Genomic DNA, 21,690 nt, shown 5'->3' with positions numbered 1-21,690 from the left:
CCAGCCAATACCGCCACCCTGACGCCGCCCATAGAGGTTGATGATGGCTTGAATGGTGTCACTCTGTGAGTATTGAGCCCGCAGCCGCTGCTTGAGCGAGCCCGAAGTGGGGACCGCCTGAGCTCGGAGTGAGCCGCTACCACAGAATAGATACAAAAGACAGAGGAGAGATAACCGTATGAACATAAAAGTTCTTGGAAGATGAAAAACAGCGTAAGTTAGAGCGCACATAGTTTTCCGTTGATTGCGGTGGTTGTGCTGCGTGAGGCTCAGCCAGGCAAGCCCCACCCTCTCAGAAATGCTTGCTATACCGGCCGCCTGCGTTTGGGGCACCTTCTGCCCCGCACCTAACAATAAATATTATCCCGAAGAGTTACTTAAATAAGCGCTGCTATCTTGAGCAGGCTAAATTTTCATTCACAGCTCAGTAGCGCATGATTTCCGACGATAACCTGCCCCCGCAAGACGACGAGGATGATGAGGACGCCCGGATGCCGGGGTACAATCAATACAACCAGGACGAGGCCGACAAGTACCAGGCGCAGGCCGATACCGATGCCTCGATAGCCAGCGACGTGCTGAATAATACCCGCTACGACGAGTTCTTTGCCGCCTACCAGCCCACAGTGCGTGAAGATTTCGCCCGCCGCTACGTGATGTACCGCGGGAGGTGGGTAGAGGACGGTGAGCAAAACGAGCGCCGCCCGGCCCGGCACCTGAACCTGCACGAAAAAGAAGCCTATCTGGCGCTCTGGACCATTCAGCAGAAGAAGCTGTTTGACTTGCAGTGCCAGTGGCGGGCCGAGGAGGTGCGCGAGCTGCCAGACGTGGCTATTAGCAATGATTTTGGGCGGCTCACGCATATCGTTGAGAACTACCCGGCCCTGTCGCCCATCACGGCCGATGAGTTTGCCCTGTTCATGGCCTGGGTGAAGCAGGCCGACTACGAGAGCAACTTCAACGATTCGCTCGACCAGCGCTTTGGCTGGCAGCAGTACCGGCTCGTGAAGGAAACGCTGGCCCCAGACGCACCTCCGGTGGCTACCCGCGCCGTGCCCACCGTCAAGCTGGTGTCCGACTGGTACCGTTTTCATAACGAGCACACCGGCAATGGGCGCTTGCTGTACCTGCCCGATGTGCGCGGCGCCAAAGAGGAACGCTACTGGAACGCCTGGCGCGAAGGCGAGCGCGAAAGAGAGGAAATCAAGCAGGCCGCCGGTCCCCCGCCCGACCCGCGCCCCGAGTATTTGCCCGAGGACCAACACCGCACCCTGGCCCGGGACTTTGCCCAGCGCTTCGAGCCACCCAGACTCAACCGCTGGCGCGAAATATCCGAGCTGCTCCACCCGCCGGTGTCAGAAGAGGAGCGCAAGTTCAATGTCATCGTGGCCCGCATGCAGATGATGACCGAACCTGTGCCCATCGCCGCCGGCCCCGACTGGCGCACCGCCACCCGCGAGGCGTTCTTTGCCCACTGCCACCGCAAGCTACTGGAGTGCCTGCCGCAGGTCTACGCGGAATACGTGCAGCGCCAGGAGTGGGGCATTGCCCAGCCCAGCCGCTTCGAAGATGGCTGGGACCCTCTGAAATATGATATAACCCCGCTCTACCGGGGCTGGCTGCTCGACGGCCGGGCCCGGCTGGGCGAGCCCCAAGATTTTGACTTTTAGTAGCGCGGAGCCTTTGCTCCGCGTCCCCGCACTGTGAAGTGCCAGAGCCGCCACAATCGCCCACAAGTCATTCTGCTGAGTAATTCAAGCAGCAGGTAATCAGCTATTTGGATTACTTAGTCAGACGCGCAAAAAAAATCGTGCGCTCGCTGCGCCAGCTCGCGCAGGTGCTCCCGCAGCGCGAGGGGCTCGACTACGGTAATGGCCCCCGCGTAGGGCAATAGCCAGGCAGCCAGGTAGGGCAGCGAGCCGATGAATAAGGTCATCTCCACGCTGCCGTCCGGCAACGGCTGCTCGTGAGCCCAGCCGTACTGGTGCTTGGTATCGTGCAGGTGCTGAGCCGAGGCGGGCAACACTGCTGCCGCCTGAAAACGTAACACGACCTTTTCTCTGTGGCGCCGGTTGGCTTCGGCGGCCCAGTGCTGCTGCAAGGTTTCGGGGCGCGCGGTAAAGACTTCCTCCCGGACCTCCAGGTGCTGGATGCGGTCGAGGCGAAAATCCCGGAAGGTCTGCCGCAGCCGGCAGTATGCCACCACGTGCCACTGCCGGCTCAGGTACAGGCCAATGGGCTCGATGTCGCGTGTGGTAGGGGCGTCGGCCTCGGCAGCCTGGTAGCGCAGGTGCACCACGCGTTGCGTCGCCACGGCCGTCACCAGCTCTTGATAGGCACTCGGGCGGTCGGCTTGGTCGCGGGGCCCTAATACCTGAATGTGCGGGGCAAGGATTTCAAGGTGGTCGCGGTCGGGGCGGCGCAGCACGGCGCGCAGCTTGTCCATGGCCGCGCCGCTGAGGCGCGCCGTGGGCGCATCGGTGAGGCGGGCCGCCAGCTTTTCAGCGGTGAGCAGGGCCGTGGCTTCCTCGCGGGTAAACATGACGGGCGGCAGCCGATAGCCATCCACCAGAGAATACCCCACCCCGTGTTCACCGATAAGTGGCACGCCGGCCAGCTCCAGGGTACGCAAGTCGCGGTAGACCGTACGCAGGCTCACGCCAAACTGCTCGGCCAAGGCAGGGCCGCTTATCATGCGCTTGGCCTGTAGTTGGATGAGAATAGCCGTAATGCGGTCGAACCTATTCATGGCTTTAAAGGAAAATGAGACAATGGTCTAAGTGAGATGATTAATATACAAGGAGGCCCCATAACCACGGCACCTGCGTGCGATGGGCCAGCGACCAGGTGAGCAGGAACGATAGCAACGGTGCATGCACTTGGCAAGCCTGTCTCTCTTATGTTTACCTCAATCAGCAACTGTTCCAGCCCGACCTGCTGAGCTAGCCGCACATTAGCCTGCAAGGAGAGTGCGATTTTCGGATGAGACCCTAGCGGATGCGCTCGACTCTGTCATCAGACACCTTGCTTACTGTCGAGCGGGAAGTACTCGCCGAGCACAAGTCAGCCGAATACGTCAGGTTAGTTGGCTGGCTTAGCGCCATTGCCGGGACCGTTGCGGCGGGCAAGACAGCCGAAATATTAGGCAAAGACGTAATTTGCCGCATGGCATCGGTTTTTCAGACCTATCTGCACCTCGGTTTTTTGCACATCTGCACGCCGCGGGCGGCCGACCACCTTACGTTTTTGCTGGCCCTGTGCGCGCCCTACGTGCTGGCCGATTGGCGGCGGGTGCTGGCCCTGGTCACCAGTTTCACGGTGGGGCACTCGCTCACGCTGGCCTTGGCTACGCTGGGGCTGGTTGCTTTTAAGCCAGCTATTATTGAAGCTTTGATTCCGGTAACCATCATGGTCACGGCATTGGTGAACTTGCGGGGGGCCGGGCGCGTGCCGCGGCTCCGGGCCCCGGTGCTGGCCGCCGCGCCCAATCTGCTGGCGCTAGGGTTTGGCCTGATTCACGGCTTGGGATTCTCAAACTACCTGCGCGCCCTACTTGGGCCGGATAGCCGCCCCATTCAGGAATTATTTGCGTTTAATGTCGGGGTGGAACTGGGGCAGGTACTGGTCGTAACGGTCATGTTGCTGCTGGGAGCGGTATTGTTGCGCGGCTTCCGGGTGGCGCGGCGCGACTGGCTGCTGACCACCAGCGGCGCAGCCCTGGGCATTGCCACGGTGCTGCTGTTGCAACAGCTGTGGCCTTGATTGGTGAATTTTTGTAACTGCCGACTGTTAGTTGCTAACAAGCACAGCCGGTGTTTAGGACTTGCCACTCAGCGGCAGATTACGTAATTGTTGGCCTCGCTGCGGCTCCCGGTTTATCTTCGTCAACTTTCCCGGCTTGGGCCGGCGCTTGTTCTGTTTTTTACTTACGTTTTTTCTATGCGTCGTTTTCTATTCGTTGGCTTGGTGCTGGCAGTGACGGGCCAGCTGCCGGCTGCGGCCCAGACCACCAATTCGGGCACCGATAAATTTGCGCAGCTCGAAACCGTGCTGCCCACGCCCAACTCCTACCGGACCGCCAGTGGCGCCCCCGGCCCCAACTACTGGCAGCAGCGCGCCGATTACGACATCAAGGTCACGCTCGATGATGCCAAGCAGGCTATTAGTGGCCGCGAAACCATTACCTACACCAACCTATCGCCCGACGTGCTGCCCTACCTCTGGGTGCAGCTCGACCAGAACATTCTGGACAAAAACTCTATCACGACGGCCACGCAGGTAAGCCAGGTGCAGGAGAAGATGCCATTTCAGGCGCTGGAGAGCCTGCTTTCGGACTTCGATGGCGGCTTCAAGATTGAGAGCGTGACGAGCAAGGAAGGCAAGGCCCTGAAAACGGTGACCAACCACACTATGATGCGCATCGATTTGCCCACGCCACTCCGGCCGCGGGAGTCCGTGTCATTCAACGTGAAGTGGCACTACAACATCAACGACCAGCTGAAAATCAGTGAGCGCAGCGGCTATGAGTACTTCCCGGAGGACAAGAACTACCTCTACGAAATTGCCCAGTTCTACCCACGCATGGCTGTGTATTCCGACAACCAGGGCTGGCAGCATAAGCAGTTTCTGGGCAACGGCGAGTTCACCCTGCCCTTTGGCGACTACAAAGTGAGCATCACCGCTCCGGCTGACCACGTGGTGGGTGCCACTGGCACGCTCCTCAATGCCGCACAGGTGCTCACCGCTGCGCAGCAGAAGCGCTTGGAGCAGGCCAAAACTGCCAAAAAGCCCGTACTCATCGTGAGCCAGGAAGAAGCCGTGCGCAATGAAAGCAGCCGCACTAGCGCCACTAAAACCTGGAATTTCGCCGCTAAAAACGTGCGTGACTTCGCCTGGGCCAGTTCGCGCAAGTTCATCTGGGATGCCATGGGTATTACCCAAAGCGGCAAGCCCGTGATGTGCATGTCCTACTATCCCAAAGAAGGCAATCCGCTCTGGGGGCAGTATTCGACAGAAGTGGTGGCCCACACCATCAAGACCTACTCCAAATTCACCATTCCGTACCAGTACCCCGTGGCTATTTCGGTGCACGGACCGGTGGGCGGCATGGAATACCCCATGATTTGCTTCAATGGGGGCCGACCAGAGAAGGATGGCACCTACTCGGCCGACCGTAAATACGCAATGATTGGGGTGATTATCCACGAAGTGGGGCACAACTTCTTTCCCATGATTGTGAATTCCGACGAGCGGCAGTGGTCGTGGATGGACGAGGGACTGAACACCTTCTGCCAGTACCTGACCGAGCAGGAATGGGAGCGTAACTATCCTTCACGCCGCGGCGAGCCCCGCAACATCGTGAACTACATGCTGACGGATAAGAGCCTGCAAACGCCCATCATGACCAATTCGGAGTCGGTGTTGCAGTTTGGTAACAACGCCTACGGCAAGCCAGCCACGGCGCTCAACATCCTGCGCGAAACGGTGATGGGCCGCGAGCTGTTCGACCACGCCTTCAAGACCTACGCCACGCGTTGGGCCTACAAGCACCCCACGCCGGCCGACTTCTTCCGTACCATGGAAGACGCCTCGGCCGTGGATCTGGACTGGTTCTGGCGCGGCTGGTTCTACTCCACCGACCGTTGCGATATCAGCCTCGAATCGGTGAAAGCCTACAACGTGAGCACCAAAAACCCACAGGTCGAGAACAAGCTGTTGCAGCAGCAGCAAGGCGCTGCAGCCCCGTCTATCTCGGCCCAGCGCAACGCTACCGACATCAAACAGACGGCGGTTGAGGAGAAGCCCGAGCTGAAGGACTTCTACAATAAGTACGACCCTCTGGCCGTGACCGCTGCCGACCAGCAGCGCTACAATGCCTACTTGAGCACGCTCACCCCCGAGCAGCAAAAGCGCCTGGGCGACACCCAGAACTTCTACGAGCTGAGTTTGCGTAACGTCGGTGGCTTGGTTATGCCGGTCATCCTGCAGCTCACCTATGCTGATAATTCCCAGGAAATCCGTACCATCCCCGCCGAAATCTGGCGCAAGAACAACGCCCAGGTCACCAAGGTCATCGTCACCCAGAAGCCCGTCATCAGCTTCGTGCTCGACCCCCTCCAGCAAACCGCCGACACGGACCTTTCCAACAACGCTTTCCCCCGCCAGCCCACTGCTTCCCGCTTCGAGTTATTTCAGCAGCAGGCCGGTGGAAACAATGCTAACCAGAGCCCCAACCCCATGCAGCAGGCCGCGCAAGGCAGCCCCATCCGGAAACAGGAGCAGAAAGCTGTGGGAGGGCAATAGCCCGCGAGAGACCGCCGCACCTACCGGGCCCGTACCCTCTTTTCAAAGAGGAGAGGCGCCAGCTTGACTCAAGCCCTAACTATGGTATTAATAAAAAAGCCCGCCGGATAGCGGGCTTTTTTTATTAATACCAAGCTAGGAACAAATTCACTAGCTTATCTTGCGGTTGAGGCAATAGGTTAAACACTGAGGCTAGCAACTGCCTCGACGGTAGCAGCTACTTGCAGCTCGGGCTCTACGCGGCCAGGATAGGTCAGCAAGGCGTGTTCCAGGCAGGTGAGGGCGGCGGCGAGGTCGGTGCGATTGATGACGTAGGCCAAGCGTACCTCCTGCCGGCCTAGGCCCGGCGTGTGGTAGAAACCATTGGCGGGCGAGAGCATCAGCGTTTGATTATCGAGGGTAAACTCTTCGAGGAGCCACTGGCCAAACTTCTGCGCATCATCCACGGGCAGGCGGGCCACTACGTAGAAGGCTCCGCCGGGCACCGGGCAAGTCACGCCGGGCATGGCCCGTAAACGAGTTACCGTGAGGTCGCGCCGGGCCTGATATTCGGCGCGGGTGCCATCAAAATAGGAAGAAGGCAGGTCGGCGGCAGCTTCGGCGGCCAGCATTTCGAGCACGGGGGGACAAATGCGCATCTGCCCGAAGTGAAAGGCCGCCAGCCACACCTCCGGGTTGCGCGTGACGAGTGCGCCCACGCGGGCCCCACAGGCGCTGTAACGCTTCGAAATCGTGTCAAGCATGACGACGTGCTGTTCGCCACCCACCAGGCTCAGGGCGCTGGTAGCGCGGGCGCCGTCGTAGCAGTATTCGCGGTATGCTTCGTCAGAAAGCAGGTATAAATCGTGGCGGATGCAGAGGTCCAGCAACGCCTCCAATTCATCGCGCCGGTACACGTAGCCAGTAGGGTTGCTGGGGTTGCAGATGAGAATGGCCCGCGTGCGCGGCGTAATAACAGCTTCAAAATCAGCCAGCGGTGGCAAGGCAAAGCCGTCCTCGATGTGTGCCGTAACCGCTACAATGCTGACGCCCGCCGCAATGGCAAACGCTGTGTAGGTGCCGTAAAAGGGCTCCACTACTATCACCTCATCGCCGGGGTTGAGGCAGGTGAGCATGGTGAAGAGAATAGCCTCGCTGCCTGCTGTGGTCACCATAATGTTCTCGAATAGAGCTGGTATGCCTGCCCGCTGGTAATAGCTTTCCAACTTACGACGGTAGCTGTCGGTGCCGGCGCCGGGGGCGTAGCCAAGTACCGCCACGTCGGCCTTACGCACCGCATCGAGCATCGCGGGCGGCGTCAGCACGTCGGGCTGCCCAATGTTGAGGGGATAAACAATCTTGCCCTGTTGGCGGGCCGCCTCGGCATACGGCAGTAGCTTGCGAAATGGCGATACGGGCATGGCCTGCCCGCGTTTTGATACTTCTAGCATAGAATAAAGGTAAACCCCCGGCCGGCGCTGCGTCAGCAGTCAACTCCCACAGTTGCCTAAATATAAGGGCCAATAACTAGGTTACAAATACTTCTTATAGAGGTTGAATAAAATCCGATTATCAGCATCGGAGAGCGGGGCGCTCACATTCTGCTGAATAAAATGCAGCTTGAAGGCTTGAATGGCCGCGGGCAGGTCGCGGGTGTCATACCCGATAATTCGCAACGCCTCCCGGGGATTAAAAGGCGGAGCCATACTGTTGAGGCGAGCGAGCTGCGCATCTAGCACCACGCTATCAGCGGGCGGCGACACGCCCGGCAGGGGTGGGGTAACGGCCAGCCCGCCGAGGCTGTCGGCCGGTAGGGTAGGGGCCGGCTCGGTAGGACTAGGCAATGGCCCCGCGTCGTACCACAGGCCAAAGCCATTATCGGCCAGCCGCTTCCAAGGGAAAAAGGCGCTGGGGTCGTTCTTGCGGCTTGGGGCAATGTCGGCGTGGCCGATAAAATTAGCAGCGGGAATGTTGTAGGCTTTTTTCAGGCCTGCCAATACTCGCAGCAGGCTGGTTATCTGCGGCTCCGCGAAAGGCCCGTTACCATTATTATCCAGCTCAATGCCAATGGAGCAGGAGTTGATGTCGGTATTGTTGCCCCACTTAGCCAAGCCGCCGTGCCAAGCCCGCAGGTAGTCGTTGAGCATGTGGTAGACCCGGCCATCGCGCCCGATAACGTAGTGCGCGCTCACCTGCGTGCGGGGCAGGGTGAAGGTCTTGAGTGTCTGGGCCGTCGAATCCTGGGCCGTGTGGTGGATGATGACGTAGTTCGGCTTGCGCAGGTTGAAGTTGGTAGTGCCTACCCAGTCCTTGCCCAGTAGCAAGCTGTCGCCGCCCGGCGTGGGTGCGGGCGTGATGCACAAGGACTTGGCGTAGGCCTCCACCTGCTGTCGGTAGGAGCGGTTGGTGACAGCATAGGGGTTGTGCACGGCGCAGGCAGCAAGGCCGCCCCATGAAGCGGTAAGTAGCAGCGGCAGCCATCGGTTTCGGCTCATCGAATGCGAAGTTCGCATCAAGCGCTTTATCAGTGCAACCTATCTTCAGTCCTCGATTGCCTGCCCTGCCGGTTTATATCTCAGTAATAGTGCTATTCATGAGTCAGATACAAGGCACAGTCAAGAAGAGCCAGGGGAAATAGCAGGCTGAAGATAAGCCAAAAAAGCTCCCGCTACTCTCGCTGCGGGGGCTTTTTGGTGGGCTGAGTACGAGCCAAAGCAAGTGCTGCGATGCACTATTTGGCGTAGGCCACGGCGCGCATTTCTCTGATTACTGTGATTTTGATCTGGCCAGGGTATTGCATTTCCTTCTCAATTTTCTGCGAGATTTCGAAGCTCAGCTCAGCGGCGCGCTCGTCGCTCACGTTCTCGGCGTCCACCATCACGCGTAGCTCGCGGCCGGCCTGGATGGCGAAGCACTGGTTCACGCCCTTGAAGCCGTTAGCGGTTTCTTCGAGCTGCTTGAGGCGCTTGATGTAGCTTTCCATCATCTCGCGGCGGGCACCGGGGCGTGAACCTGAAATAGCGTCGCAAGCCTGCACGAGCGGCGAAATCATGGCCGTCATCTCAATCTCGTCGTGGTGAGCGCCGATGGCGTTTACTACGTCGGGGTGCTCTTTCCACTTCTTGGCCATCTCCATGCCCAGGATGGCGTGGGGTAGCTCGGGCTCCTCGCTGCTCACTTTACCAATGTCGTGAAGCAGGCCGGCGCGCTTGGCTTTCTTCACGTCGAGACCCATTTCGGCGGCCATGGTGGCGCAGAGATTGGCTACTTCGCGCGAGTGTTGCAGTAGGTTCTGACCGTAGCTGGAGCGGAAGCGCATCCGGCCCACCATCTTAATCAGTTCCGGGTGCAGGCCGTGAATGCCGAGGTCGATGATGGTTTTCTCACCGATTTCGACGATTTCCTCCTCAATATTCTTGCGGGTTTTGGCCACGATTTCCTCCACGCGGGCCGGGTGAATGCGGCCGTCCTTCACCAGCAAGTGCAGCGAGAGGCGGGCAATTTCGCGGCGCACCGGGTCGAAGCCCGAGATGATGATGGCTTCCGGCGTGTCGTCTACGATGATTTCGACGCCCGTGGCGGCTTCCAGTGCCCGGATGTTGCGCCCCTCGCGGCCGATGATTTTGCCCTTCACGTCGTCGCTTTCAATGTTGAAAATCGAAACGCAGTTCTCGATGGCGTGCTCTGACGCGGTGCGCTGAATGGTTTCGAGCACAATCTTCTTGGCGTCTTTGGTGGCCGTGAGTTTGGCCTGGGCCACGGTGTCCTTGATGTAGGAACTGGCCTGAATCTGCGCCTCGTTTTTCAGCGATTCCACCAACTGCTCGCGGGCCTCAGCGGCCGTCAGGTTGGCAATGGTTTCGAGTTGACGCTGCACGTTGTGCAGCTGCTCATCGGCCTCTTTTTCCTTGGCTTGCAGCTCGGCCAAAGCTGCTTCGTGGGCGGCGCGGCGCTTCTCGTCCTGGGTTTCCAGCTTCTCGCGCAGCTGCTGGCTGTCTACCTGAATCTTTTCGCGGGTGCGTTCCAGGTCCTGCTCCTTCTTCTGAAGCTGTTCGAGCTGACGCTGGGTGGTTTCGGTCAGCAGCTTAATGCTTTGCTCTTGCTCTAATACGCCCTGGCGGCGCTCGGTTAGCTCTTGCTCAAGGGCTTGCTTGAGGCGGCGGCTTTCCTGGTCAAATTCGTTGCGTAGATTTTTAAACTTATTCTTGGACTGTTCGAGCCGCTCATCGGCCTGCTTAATTTTTTCGTCGCGGAGACGGTTGCCTTTCTCTTCCGCATCGCGGAGTATTTGCTGGGCGCGGGCCGTGGCCTCGCCTTCGTGGTCCAGCCGGGCTTTGCCGGCCAGCTGCTTGCCCACCACAATGCCCGCCACAAGGGCGACCACGGCGGCCAGCAAACAGTACATTATCAAAGGGGTCATATCAGTATGGTTTTGGATGGGTGAAAAAACCATAACTGGGTAGAACAGATTTGCCCGGGCGGGGGCGGAGGCGGCCGATTGCCGCGTCGCCCAGCCGGGCCAACGAGTGTGTGAGTGCCGGGCGGGGCTCAGCCCGCCAGCACCACGCCGGATAGTAGCTCGTCGAAACGAGCCAGCCGTTCGGTTAGCGCCGCATCGGTGCCATCCTTTTCCTTGCTCACTTTCAATTGGTCGGCCATGGTAGCCAATGCAATCATGGCCAGCAGGTCCTGCTTGTCCTGAATGCCGTAGCCTTCTCTGAATTCGCGCAGCTTGTCGCCCAACAGCCGCCCGGCCAGGCGCAGCCGTTCTTCATCCTGCACGTCAACGCGCATGGGATAGTCCCGGTCAGCAATACGAATTTTGATAGCTAGCTCGCTCATAAGGCGGAATTTACGGCTTGGGGGTGAGGGTCACAATATGGTTAGTCTCTCAAATAGGCAAGACACTTATCCAGTTCGCGGATGTATTCGTTAAGGCGCAGTTTTAATTCGTTGGCGTGGGTGGGTTCTCCAGCTATGGTTTGCACAAGTTTAACAATATTTTCCTGGTTTTGTCGCTCCTTCAGCTGCCGGTCGCGCTCGCGCACGTCGGCGCGAAGCTGCTGCACGGTGGTGTTGGCATCGGCCAGCTCCTCGCGCAATTGCTGATAGGCAGCCACTAAGGTGGTAATCTGCCGCTCCAGGCGGTCGAGTTGCGCAAGCTGTTGGGAAGAGGCCACGGTCGTGATAATTTTTGGGTGAAGATAAAGCGGGTCCCCGAAAGCTACGCTTTACCAGGGACCCGCTCGTCACTTGCTACTCAGGGAAGTTTGATAAAAGGCTAGGCGCTGTCGAAGATACAAAACAGGAGCCTGTCACACCCAGCGCAGTAGCTCGCTCGCGCAATGGTACTGGAACTACGAGCAGCCGGTCAGCTACTTTGCACTGTGCGGTAGCCGGTTCGGCTTTAGCTCTTGCCCTTCTTGGTCTTGGTTTTGATTTTGCCGCCGTCGTCGGTCTTGCTTTTCATCTTCTCATCGGCTGGGGCGGTCATCTGTGTTTCGGTGGGCGCCTGGGTCGACATTTTCAGGGCCGCGTCGGCCACGCGATTGCCGTCGAGGTCCAGCTCCACCACTTCGTAGCCGAGCGCCTGCACCGCGGGCAGCTGCTTGCGGTCGCCCACTACCACGATGTACATCTTGTCGGCCGGCAAGAATTTCTTGGCCGATGCCTGAATGTCCTCCTTGGTCAGCTTCTTCAGAATCTGGCTCTGTTCATCCACGAAAGTAGTGGGCAGGTTGTACTCCACGATGCGGCTCAGGAAGCTGGCTTTCTGCTGGCCGGTTTCGTACTTCAGGGCGTCGCTCTGGCCCACCGATGATTGCAGGAACGCCAGTTCCTCATCCGAAATACCGTTGGCGTAGTTGGTGATTTCGCTCATGAACTCCTTCACCGAAGGAGCCGTGGCATCAGCGCGCACGCCGGCCTGGGCCGTGAACGGACCCACGTAGCTTGTGCCGCGGTAGCCGCTGCCGGCGCCGTAGGTATAGCCCTTGTTTTCGCGCAGGTTCAGGTTGATGCGCGAGTTGAAGGCGCCGCCCAGTACGTAGTTGGCCAGGTAGGCGCGGTAGTAGTCGCCGGTAGCGTCGTAAGGCAGCGCCAGGTAGCCAACGCGGATTTCTGACTGGGGCGCGCCGTCCTTGTTCACGAAGTAAAGACGGGTTTTGTCGGGCTGTGTGGCAGCCGTGGCGGTGGGCAGCGTCACGTCTTTCTTGGCCCAGGCTTTCAGGAAAGCCAGCTTGGGCGTCAGGTCCTTCTGGTCTACATCGCCCACCACCGTCAGGAAGCTCACGTTGGGCGCGTAATTCTGTTGATAAAACTGCTTCACATCGTCGAGGGTGATGCTGGCAGCCGTAGCAGCGGTGCCGCTGCCCGGGATGCTCATAATGTCGTTCGGGCCGTAGAGCAGTCGGTTGTAGGTTTTATCGGCAATGACCACCGGCTGGGTATTCTGGTTGGCGATAAGCTCCAGCGTTTGCTTCTTGAGCCGGGCGAAATCAGCCGGGTCGAAGCGGGGATGCAGCAGGCGCTGGTCGAGCAGCGCCAAGGTGGCGGGCAGATTTTTGGTCAGGCTTTGCACGTATACCGTGGTGCGGTCATCACCCGACGACACTTGAATGGTGCTGCCCAGCTTGTCTAGTGCCGTTGAAAACTCCTCGCTCGTGTACTTTTCCGAGCCTTCATTCAGCAGTTGGGCCGTCAAGTAAGCCACGCCCGCCTTCGCCGGGTTGGCCTGCTCCAGGCGGTGCCCGCCGCGGATGGTGAGCAGCATGGTCACGGCCGGAATCTCGGTATTGCGCGTGCCGATAACCTTCAGGCCATTGGCCAACTCCTCACGGTACAGGGCTGGCACTTTTATCACCGGGTTGGCCCCCGCCGCTGGTTGCTTGCCGCGGTCGAAGTTGTCTTTGGCCTTCACGTAGGTCAGGCCACTGTACTCGTCTTTTGGCGCTTTGTAGCCCGATTTGTCGATGGTATAATTATCCGGCTTGGCTGCTACCGCACCGCCGGTTTTGGGCAGCACGCTCAGCACAACGGCGTGCTTGCCTTTGACATACTTATCGTAAGCCCGCTGGATATCAGCCTTGGTAAGGGCCTGCAAGCGCTTGCTTTCAACGGTAATGTAGTTCGGGTTGCTGAAGAACGTCTGGTTGGCGGCCAGCTGGCTCACCTTGCCTTGCACGCTGGCCAGGCCGTTCACGGTCTGCGCTTCGATCTGGGCTTTGAAGCGCTGCAAATCTTCATCGGTCACGCCGCGCTTTTCAAACTCGCTCAGGGTGCTGCGCACGATGGTTTCGAGGCTGTCGAGACCTTTGCCGGGAAAGGGCAGGGCCACGAAGGCCAACTGACCACCAAGCTCCGAGTTGCGTTGGCTGGCATTGGCCTGCACGGCTTTCTGGTTCTTCACCAGGTTTTTGTAAAGTAGCGAGTTGTTGCCCCCACCCAGGATTTCGGCCAGGGCATCCAGCGGCATTTCGTCAGGATGGCCGTGGGGGACGGTCGGGAACACCACTTGCAGCATGGGAAAGCGCACGTTGTCCTGGTAGCTCACGTAGCGGTCGGCGGCGAGCACAGGGGCGGGCAGTGAGGCTTTGGCCACGGCCGGGCCGCGCTTAATCGAGCCGAAGTATTTTTCCACCAGCTTTACTACCCGGGCGGGCTGCACGTCGCCGCCCACGGTCAGGGTGGCATTGTTGGGGCCGTACCAGCGCAGGAAGAAGTTCTTCAGGTCGTTCACATCCGAGCGGTCCAGGTCTTCGAGGTAGCCAATGGTCAGCCAGGAATAGGGATGGCCATATGGGTACAGCGTTTTGCTGACGTATTCGCCCGTGAGGCCATACGGGCGGTTGTCGTAGTTCTGGCCCCGCTCGTTTTTCACCGTCGAGCGCTGGATTTCAAACTTCTTCTGGCTCACGGCGTCGAGCAGGAAGCCCATACGGTCGGCTTCCAGCCACAGCCCGGTTTCGAGTTGGTTGCTGGGCAGGGTCTCGAAATAATTGGTGCGGTCTTGGTTGGTTGAGCCGTTCAGGGTACCGCCGGCGGCCGTCACCAGCTTGAAGTGCTGCTGGTCGCCCACGTGGTCAGACCCCTGAAACATCATGTGCTCGAAGAAGTGGGCAAAGCCCGACTTCCCGATTTGCTCGCGGGCCGAACCTACGTGGTAGGTTACGTCCACATGCACCAGCGGGTCGGAATGGTCCTCGCTCACGATAAGCGTGAGGCCGTTGGGCAGCACGTATTTTTCGTAGGGAATGACGAGCTGGCCGGGCTGCTTGGTCACTTTCTCCACCAGCTTGGTGCCGCCGGGCGTAGTGGCCAGGGCCGCTTTGGTGGTCGGGGCTTTAGCGCCCTTACCAGCCGGTTTTTGCTGGGCAAAACCGATAGTCGTTAGCAGAGCTAGTCCCAGGGTTGACAAGAATCGAAGATTCATTTTTGCGAAAAAAGAGTAAGAGATGAAAAGCGGTTGACCGAATTCGGGCGGCAACTTAGCAACGCGGGCGCAGACTCGGGCCTACCAATTGCTTCGGGCACTGCTTATATCGCCGCTGCTAGGCCGGTATTACAGGCGCTTGGGACATTTGTTAAAACAAAAGGCACCACGAGTTCCCTTCGGGGGGAGTGGTGCCTTTTCGTTCGGGAATACCCCGGTAGTTCTAGCGCCGGATGACGGCCCCGGCCTGCTTCTCAAACTGCCCGATGAGGCGCTGCATCACCTGGTCGATAGCCTGTTCACTGAGCGTCTGGCTGAAATCCTGCAAGGTGAAGCTGACCGAATAGGACTTCTTGCCCGCGCCAAGGTTTTCGCCCGCGTACACGTCGAACACGTTGATGCTTTGCAGGAGTTTCTTTTCGGTGCGTTGGGCAATCTGGCGGAGCTGGTCGAAGGTTACGCCGGCATCTACCACCAGGCTCAGGTCGCGCCGCACCTCCGGGAACTTGGGCAGCTCGCGGGCCACCAGCGTGGGCTTGTACTTCTTCGACAGTGCGTCCCAATCCAACTCGGCGTACCACACGGGCTGCGTCACATCGAGCTGCTTTAGCACCGAGGCCGCCACGGCGCCGAGCTGCGCCACGGGCTGATTGTGCACCAGCAGGGTGAGGCCCCCGGCCAGGTAGGGGTGCTGCACCGGCTGCGAAGCCGCGCCGCCGAAACCCAGAGCAGCCAGCACCTGCTGCACCGCACCCGCCAAGTCGTGGAACGTGGCTTTCTCCGATTTGTGCTGCCAGGTTTCGCCAGTCGCATTGCCGGTCAGGTAAATCACCAGCTTGTTCTTCTCCTGATACTTGCCCTCGGCGGTTTGCGAGTACACTTTGCCGAATTCGTACAGCCTCAAATCGCGCTGACGGCGGTTGATGTTGTGCCGGATTATTTCCAGCCCCGAATGCAGCAGCGTGGGCCGCATCGCGTTCAAGTCAACGCTGTTATAATTCAGAATGCGCACCAGCGAATCATTCGCTTCGCCGTCTTTGTCGAAATACTGCGAGTTGGTAAGCGAGTTGGTCAGAATCTCCGAAAAGCCCTGCCCACTCAGCAGCGAAGCAATTTTTACGCGCGTCACCTCGGGGTCGGGGTTCGGAAACTTCGCGAGGAACGACGCCGAGTTATTCGGCCGCAGCGCCACGTTATTGTAGCCGTAAATCCGCAGAATTTCCTCGATGATATCGGCCTCCCGCGTCACGTCCACCTTGTGCGGCGGCACCGTGAGCAGCCAGGTGTCCTGGTCGCCAGCATCCGGGTTTTCATTGGTGATGACAATATCGAGGTCCGTCAGAATCTGCCGGATGCGCTCGGGGGCAATGTACTGACCCACCAGCCGTTCCACGCGGGGCAGCCGCAGCCGCACCGTGGCGGGCTCAACCAGCGTGGGGTACTCGTCCACGACGGGGGCGGCCACGGTAGCCCCAGCCACTTCCTGGAGAAGCAAAGCTGCCCGTTGCAGCGCCACAGGCACCATATTCGGGTCGGTGCCGCGCTCGAAACGGAACGAGGCATCGGTCTTCAGCTGGTGCGTTTGGGAGGTGCGCCGCACGGCGGCCGGGCCGAAGTAGGCGCTTTCCAGGAATACGCGGGTAGTGGTTTCGCTCACGCCTGAGGTTTTGCCACCGAATACGCCAGCCAGTGCCATAGGAGCACCGTTGGCATCGGCAATAACCAAGTCGTCGGCTCTCAGGCTGCGTTCCACCCCGTCGAGGGTCACGAATTTCTCGCCCGCCGCGGCGCGCTTCACCCGAATCTGGCCGCCCGTAATCTGGTCGGCATCAAAAGCGTGGAGGGGCTGCCCCAACTCGTGCAGCACGAAATTGGTCACGTCCACCACGTTGTTGATGGGGGAGAGGCCGATGCTGCGCAGGCGCCGCTGCAACCACTCCGGCGAGGGGCCGACCTGCACGTTATCGAGTAGCAAGCCGGCGTAGCGCGGGCAGGCAGCTTCGTCCTCAATGGTGACGGCAATATTGGCAGCGGCCGAGGCTGGCGCCTGAAAGCTGGTGATATCCGGCAAGTGGCAGGGCTGGCGCAGCAGGGCGCGTAGTTCGCGGGCCACCCCGTAGTGCGAGGCGGCATCGGCCCGGTTGGGCGTGAGGCCAATCTCGAAGACCATATCCGACCCCAGGCCGAAATACGCGGCGGCGGGCGTGCCATTCGGCAGCTCGGTTTCCAGCACCATAATGCCGGCATGCGAAGTTCCCAGGCCGATTTCGTCCTCGGCGCAAATCATGCCTTCGGAAGCCGCCCCGCGAATTTTGCTTTTCTTGATTTTGAACGGCTCGCCTTGGGAAGGGTAGAGGGTGGCCCCTTCCAGTGCCACCACCACGCGCTGGCCGGCGGCCACGTTGGGGGCGCCGCACACTATTTGGCGCGGGGTGTCGTCGCCCACATCCACGGTGGTCAGGCTGAGCTTGTCGGCATCGGGGTGACGCTCGCAGGTGAGCACGGTGCCCAGTACCACGCCGCGCAAGCCGCCGGGAATGCTTTCCAGCTCTTCCTGGCTCTCTACTTCCAGGCCCGAGCCGGTGAGCAAGGCACCGATTTCGGTCGCGGGTTTATCGGTAGGAATGAGGGTTTTAAGCCAGTCGAAAGAAATACGCATGGGTTGGGTGGTTATTTGTTGAACGGGTATCGATTGCTGTTCAACCCATGCAAAGGTAAGGCGATGTGGGATGGTCCAATTCGTTGGCGGCGCCTCGTGCTCGTCCAGCCTAGCGTAGTTTCGGGTCGTAGTGGTTCCGCACCTCTGAACGATACCCGAACGATGCGACCGGCGCGGGGACGCGGACTCGCAGAGTCTACGCTACAGTTCGAACCCGCGCCAACTGGTTTCAGCGAAGCCTGCTGGCGCGGCTCACTGACTTGGCAACTACGCCTCAAGCAGCCCCTGGCGGGCGGCGTAGAGCACCAGCCCCGTTGAGTTGTGGGCCCCCGTTTTTTCCAGCAGATTTTGCCGGTGGCCTTCCACGGTGCGGGGGCTGATAAAAAGCTGGCTGGCGATTTCCGCGGTCGTGTGGCCTTCGCAGATATAATGTAACACCTCCAGCTCGCGTGGGGTGAGCTGCACGAGGTCAAGCAGTTTGGTCGGGGTTTGGCGAATGGGCTCCTGGATTCCCCGCATTAGCGCCCGCGAGATGCGCGGGGTGAAATGGTGGCCCGTCGTCAGAACGTCCTCAATGGCTTGCCGAAGCTGCTCCTGGTCGGCGTCTTTGGGCAGGTAGCTACGCACCTTGAGCTTCATCATCTGAGTGATGAATTTATCGGCCGAGTACATCGACAAAACAATGATTTTCAGGTCTGGAAACTCGTTGAGCAGCTGCTCGGCTGCCGCGGGGCCGTCCACGCCGGGCATTTGCAGGTCAAGCAGCACTACATCAGGCAGGCGCTGGCGGCAAAGGGTGAGCAGCTCAGAGAATTCAGCGGTTTCTATAACGGTTTCCACGTAGGGCAACGTCTGCAGGATGTAGCGCATGCCCTGCCGAAACAGCGCGTGGTCATCGAGCAGGGCAATCTGAACCGGGTAATCAATGGCAGACATAAGAGAAAAGAGTAGAAAGGTAGAAAAAAGCAGTGGTTAATGTGAAGCCGGAACGGGCAACTCAACGGCCATGCGCGTGCTCCGGTCGAGCACCGATTCGACCAGCCGGGCCTGAAGCATTCGGACCCGAACGTCGATGCTACACAGACCTGCGCCGCCAGCCGCTGGCCGGAGCGCTTCATTACCGAGGAGCCCCGTGTCGAGGCCGCCATTGCAGGTAGACCTTTCAAAGATAGGGTTTGGTGACAACTAACCTATATGCGGCTATGTTATTTTATCGGCTTCGCTGTGGGATAAAGATATTATATGATATGACGAGACACTTGATAAGGTTTTTCCTTGTGAATGCTGGTGTTTTATCAGGCAGGAGGGTCGGGGTGTATAGCTGTTTCTTAGCCAGGTAGAACTACGTGGTTTTATAAAACAGGAAATTATACTCGTGTGCAGGGGCAGGGCAAATCCGAATTTTGATTTGTCAACAGGGTAGTAGCTGTTGGCGGATTGCGCAATCCAGATTCACTAGGCGGCCGCCGAAAAGCCTTAACCAGAGTAGGCGCTACAAAACAAACTACCCCATTCGTCATGGATTTCTCCCTGAACGTCGCTTTCACCAACGAGCAGCTACAAATACTGTACGCTACTGGCACCAACGTAATCATCGCCAAACCCACCCAGGGCGGCAGCCCCAACGTGGCCTGGTTGGCCTTCAAGGCGCTTAATGCCAATACTATCAGCTGGGCCGAGGAATACGGCATCTATGCCTCAACTAGTGCAGTCCAAAATGGAGCAGTGCTCACGCAGCTTTCCAGTGTGCCGGTACCAGCTGCCGACAATAAGCTGTACTCCCTGGAACTCAGCGGGGTTATTACAGGGCCCGACTCAGGTGGACAAGCGGGCTCGTTCTCTCTTCTGAACCAGTATGCTAACGCGCCCTACATGACCGTAGGCCTGTATCAGAATGCCAATGTCAATGGTACCGACATTTTGAACAATGCCGTATCGGCCGCTCCAGTGCTGCTACAAAGCACGGCGAGCATGACGCCTTTCACTACGGTATACATCTGGCTGCAGTCGCAGGTAAAAGGTAATTCTGTGGTGACGAACGTGACCTCGCCCATGACGGCCTTGAAGTTTGGTGGGAAGGTTGATAGTATCTCCGTGGCTTACGACTCAACTTCGGGTAAATTCCTCCCCGCGTCGGGCAATAAAGTCCTTGCTGAGCAGTACGAAGTGCTGGAAGCCGCGCTGTAACGGTACCCTTAACGCCACCAAACAACTGGTGCCGGGTTACTCCATGCCCAACGGACTGCATCCGGACGCCCGGCACCAGCTACCGGCTACTTGCTTATCAATCAGACCCATCAGGCTAAAAGCCATAGACAGACTATGCCTAGAAACATCCACGATGTGAACATTGTCGACCTGTATGGCGACGGGTTCCTCAACCATCACGGCATTGGCAGCGCCGTGGTGGACGCTACGGGCACTATTACCAGTATCACGTGCGGGATATTCGCTCAAATTAAGCCAATTCCGAAAGTTGGTACCGAGTATTCAATTTCGGGTATTTACGACGACAACAATTTGCCGTTTCAGGTAAACCTGAGGTGCACGACGGCAGCGCGTCCTGCTTCCATTTTTGACCGCTAGGTGTGGGCAATAAACCAAGACAAGTTGTGGTATCAGGCTGAACTACAGAGTTCGCACTACGCTACGCCCACTCCGAAAATGCTCTAGGCTCCCAAAACCCTGCTTCTGAAGCAGGGTTTTGGGAGCCTAGTCGTGAAAAGACTTCTCACCGGCTGGAATGGCAACCTGGAGGCGGTTTTCGGCGGGTGGTACCGGACAACTGTATTCGTTGTTATAAGCGCAGTAGGGATTGTAAGCTTGGTTAAAATCCAGCTTTATTTCCGTGGCTTCCGGCTCGGGTAAAGGGGCATCGAGGTAGCGGCCCCCGCCGTAGGTTTCGTGGCCGTTGGTGAGGTCCGTGAAAGGAATAAACAGCGTGGAGTCGGTACCAGTTGCTTTTAAATAAATACCCAATTGCTGGCTTTTATTGGCAATGGTAAATTTGGCCTGTCCCCATTTGAGGTATTTCTCCGCTTGGTTGTCACTCATCTGAATAAGCACCGTATCCGGGCGAGAATTGCGCGAAATAGCGGCGTCAATTACCAGCGATAATTCAGCGGGATAGTATTTCAGACTATCAAATCGCGCCTTCTGCTCTGCGGATAAAGGGGAATTTGTGGACTGACGGAAGGACTGGTTCTTTTCGCTGCGGGACTTATGTAACTGGGCCAAATAAGCGCCGGAATCCGGTTTCATTCCATTCAGTGAATAGAGGATAATACCGAGTAATGCGGCAGCCAGTGCTATTTTTTTGATCATGCTAACATTCCTTTTTGAAAAGAGAGCCAACGCTGCAGATAGGGGGCCAACCCTTGGCTCCACTACCACGGGAGTTCCTGCCTTGTTGGCTTTATAGTTTATGAGTTTATGGCAGCCGGAAGCGGCGCGTTCAATCACCAAACCACAATTCGCATCTACAGCATGCCCTCGTCCGCGAAACTGTAGTAGCCCTGGTCGGAATAAATAAGGTGGTCCAGGATGGGCAAATCCAGAAAACTGCCGGCCTCTTTTAATTTTTTAGTGAGTTGAATGTCGGCTGCGCTGGGGTTGCGGTTGCCGCTGGGGTGGTTGTGAACCAGAATGATGCTGCTGGCTAATTGTTCCAGGGCTTCTTTGAAAATCATTTTGGGGTCGGCTACGGTGCCGGCTACGCCGCCGCGGCTGATGGCCGTTTTGCGCATCACCACGTTGGCGCGGTTCAAGAGAATCACCCAGAATTCTTCGTGCGGCAAGTCCATCAGGTTGGGCCGAATCAGGTTGTAAATGTCGCGCGAGCAGGTGATGGTGGTGCGCGGGGCGGCGTCGGCTTCCTTGCGACGGCGGCCCAACTCCAGCGCCGCTACTACGGTAATGGCCTTGGCCTCGCCGATGCCGGGGTGCCGACAGAGCTGTTTCACGCTCTCCCGGGCCAGCGCATTGAGGTCATTATTCACGCCTTGCAGCATGAGCTTGGCCACGTCGACGGCTGAGAGTTTCACGGTGCCGGAGCCGAGCAGAATGGCGATAAGCTCGGCATCGGACAGGGCGGCGCGGCCTTTGGCCATCAGCTTTTCGCGGGGCCGGTCTTCCTCGGCCCAACTCTTAATGCCGAGCGCGCCGGGCGGCGCGTAAGGCGGGGCAGGCTGGGGGTTTTCGGGCAGGCTATCAGAGGCTTCCATGGGGCGCGGAGCTGGTAGAGGGTAAAATCTAGGCTAAATGTAAAGCAAAAGCCGCCTGACCGCGTTTAAACCCCAAGCCCGTACTAGCGTTATGC

16 protein-coding genes are annotated in these 21,690 nt (G+C 58.6%); 5 read left to right on the top strand and 11 right to left on the bottom strand.

Annotated elements, in window-relative coordinates:
• Positions 1–434 precede the first annotated feature (434 nt).
• Entirely contained in the window at positions 435–1,670 is a 1,236-nt protein-coding gene (locus tag WX88_RS09490; RefSeq protein ID WP_046244131.1) for a hypothetical protein, read from the top strand.
• 116 nt (positions 1,671–1,786) lie between these two features.
• Here the strand turns inward: WX88_RS09490 and WX88_RS09485 are convergent, their stop codons facing one another.
• Positions 1,787–2,749, bottom strand: coding sequence for a helix-turn-helix transcriptional regulator (locus WX88_RS09485; protein ID WP_046244130.1), 963 nt, complete (start codon positions 2,747–2,749; stop codon positions 1,787–1,789).
• A 275-nt stretch (positions 2,750–3,024) separates the two neighbouring features.
• On the opposite strand from WX88_RS09485, the gene WX88_RS09480 reads away from it, so the two are divergent.
• Together WX88_RS09480 and WX88_RS09475 are read left to right on the top strand one after the other, a co-directional pair.
• On the top strand, positions 3,025–3,762 hold the full coding sequence (locus WX88_RS09480; RefSeq protein ID WP_231590665.1) for a HupE/UreJ family protein: 738 nt from the start codon (positions 3,025–3,027) through the stop codon (positions 3,760–3,762).
• Positions 3,763–3,939: 177 nt separating this feature from the next.
• Positions 3,940–6,303 carry a M1 family metallopeptidase gene (locus tag WX88_RS09475; RefSeq protein ID WP_046244129.1) on the top strand — a complete coding sequence of 788 codons (2,364 nt, stop codon included), beginning with the start codon at positions 3,940–3,942 and terminating at the stop codon, positions 6,301–6,303.
• A 179-nt stretch (positions 6,304–6,482) separates the two neighbouring features.
• Here the strand turns inward: WX88_RS09475 and WX88_RS09470 are convergent, their stop codons facing one another.
• The 8 genes from WX88_RS09470 to WX88_RS09435 all read right to left on the bottom strand — a co-directional run bounded on the left by WX88_RS09470 (position 6,483) and on the right by WX88_RS09435 (position 18,308).
• On the bottom strand, positions 6,483–7,733 hold the full coding sequence (locus WX88_RS09470) for a pyridoxal phosphate-dependent aminotransferase (protein ID WP_046244128.1): 1,251 nt from the start codon (positions 7,731–7,733) through the stop codon (positions 6,483–6,485).
• Positions 7,734–7,814: 81 nt separating this feature from the next.
• A complete protein-coding gene (locus WX88_RS09465; RefSeq protein ID WP_046244127.1) occupies positions 7,815–8,777 on the bottom strand; it encodes an N-acetylmuramoyl-L-alanine amidase in 963 nt (320 codons plus the stop codon).
• Positions 8,778–9,013: 236 nt separating this feature from the next.
• Positions 9,014–10,702, bottom strand: coding sequence for a ribonuclease Y (gene rny / locus WX88_RS09460; protein ID WP_082115945.1), 1,689 nt, complete (start codon positions 10,700–10,702; stop codon positions 9,014–9,016).
• A gap of 128 nt (positions 10,703–10,830) precedes the next feature.
• Positions 10,831–11,124: a cell division protein ZapA gene (locus WX88_RS09455; protein WP_046244125.1), complete on the bottom strand. Its 294-nt coding sequence runs from the start codon at positions 11,122–11,124 to the stop codon at positions 10,831–10,833.
• Between the two features lie 41 nt (positions 11,125–11,165).
• On the bottom strand, positions 11,166–11,462 hold the full coding sequence (locus WX88_RS09450; protein ID WP_046244124.1) for a hypothetical protein: 297 nt from the start codon (positions 11,460–11,462) through the stop codon (positions 11,166–11,168).
• A gap of 227 nt (positions 11,463–11,689) precedes the next feature.
• Positions 11,690–14,713 carry a M16 family metallopeptidase gene (locus WX88_RS09445; RefSeq protein ID WP_082115944.1) on the bottom strand — a complete coding sequence of 1,008 codons (3,024 nt, stop codon included), beginning with the start codon at positions 14,711–14,713 and terminating at the stop codon, positions 11,690–11,692.
• A gap of 223 nt (positions 14,714–14,936) precedes the next feature.
• Positions 14,937–17,372 (bottom strand): phenylalanine--tRNA ligase subunit beta, encoded by a 2,436-nt coding sequence (pheT, locus tag WX88_RS09440; protein WP_046244122.1) that lies wholly within the window; start codon positions 17,370–17,372, stop codon positions 14,937–14,939.
• Between the two features lie 267 nt (positions 17,373–17,639).
• Entirely contained in the window at positions 17,640–18,308 is a 669-nt protein-coding gene (locus WX88_RS09435; RefSeq protein WP_046244121.1) for a response regulator transcription factor, read from the bottom strand.
• 582 nt (positions 18,309–18,890) lie between these two features.
• On the opposite strand from WX88_RS09435, the gene WX88_RS09430 reads away from it, so the two are divergent.
• Positions 18,891–19,559: a hypothetical protein gene (locus WX88_RS09430; RefSeq protein ID WP_046244120.1), complete on the top strand. Its 669-nt coding sequence runs from the start codon at positions 18,891–18,893 to the stop codon at positions 19,557–19,559.
• Positions 19,560–19,694: 135 nt separating this feature from the next.
• A complete protein-coding gene (locus WX88_RS09425; protein ID WP_156176034.1) occupies positions 19,695–19,958 on the top strand; it encodes a hypothetical protein in 264 nt (87 codons plus the stop codon).
• A gap of 126 nt (positions 19,959–20,084) precedes the next feature.
• On the opposite strand, the gene WX88_RS09420 is transcribed toward WX88_RS09425, so the two are convergent.
• Together WX88_RS09420 and radC are read right to left on the bottom strand one after the other, a co-directional pair.
• Complete coding sequence (locus tag WX88_RS09420) at positions 20,085–20,834, bottom strand: DUF1684 domain-containing protein (protein ID WP_197076732.1); 750 nt, start codon at positions 20,832–20,834, stop codon at positions 20,085–20,087.
• Positions 20,835–20,851: 17 nt separating this feature from the next.
• On the bottom strand, positions 20,852–21,595 hold the full coding sequence (gene radC / locus WX88_RS09415) for a RadC family protein (RefSeq protein WP_082115943.1): 744 nt from the start codon (positions 21,593–21,595) through the stop codon (positions 20,852–20,854).
• Positions 21,596–21,690 lie beyond the last annotated feature (95 nt).

Source organism: Hymenobacter terrenus (genome assembly GCF_000972495.1).
GTDB classification, from domain to species: Bacteria; Bacteroidota; Bacteroidia; order Cytophagales; family Hymenobacteraceae; genus Hymenobacter; species Hymenobacter terrenus.
This window is presented reverse-complemented; position numbering and strand designations above follow the sequence as displayed.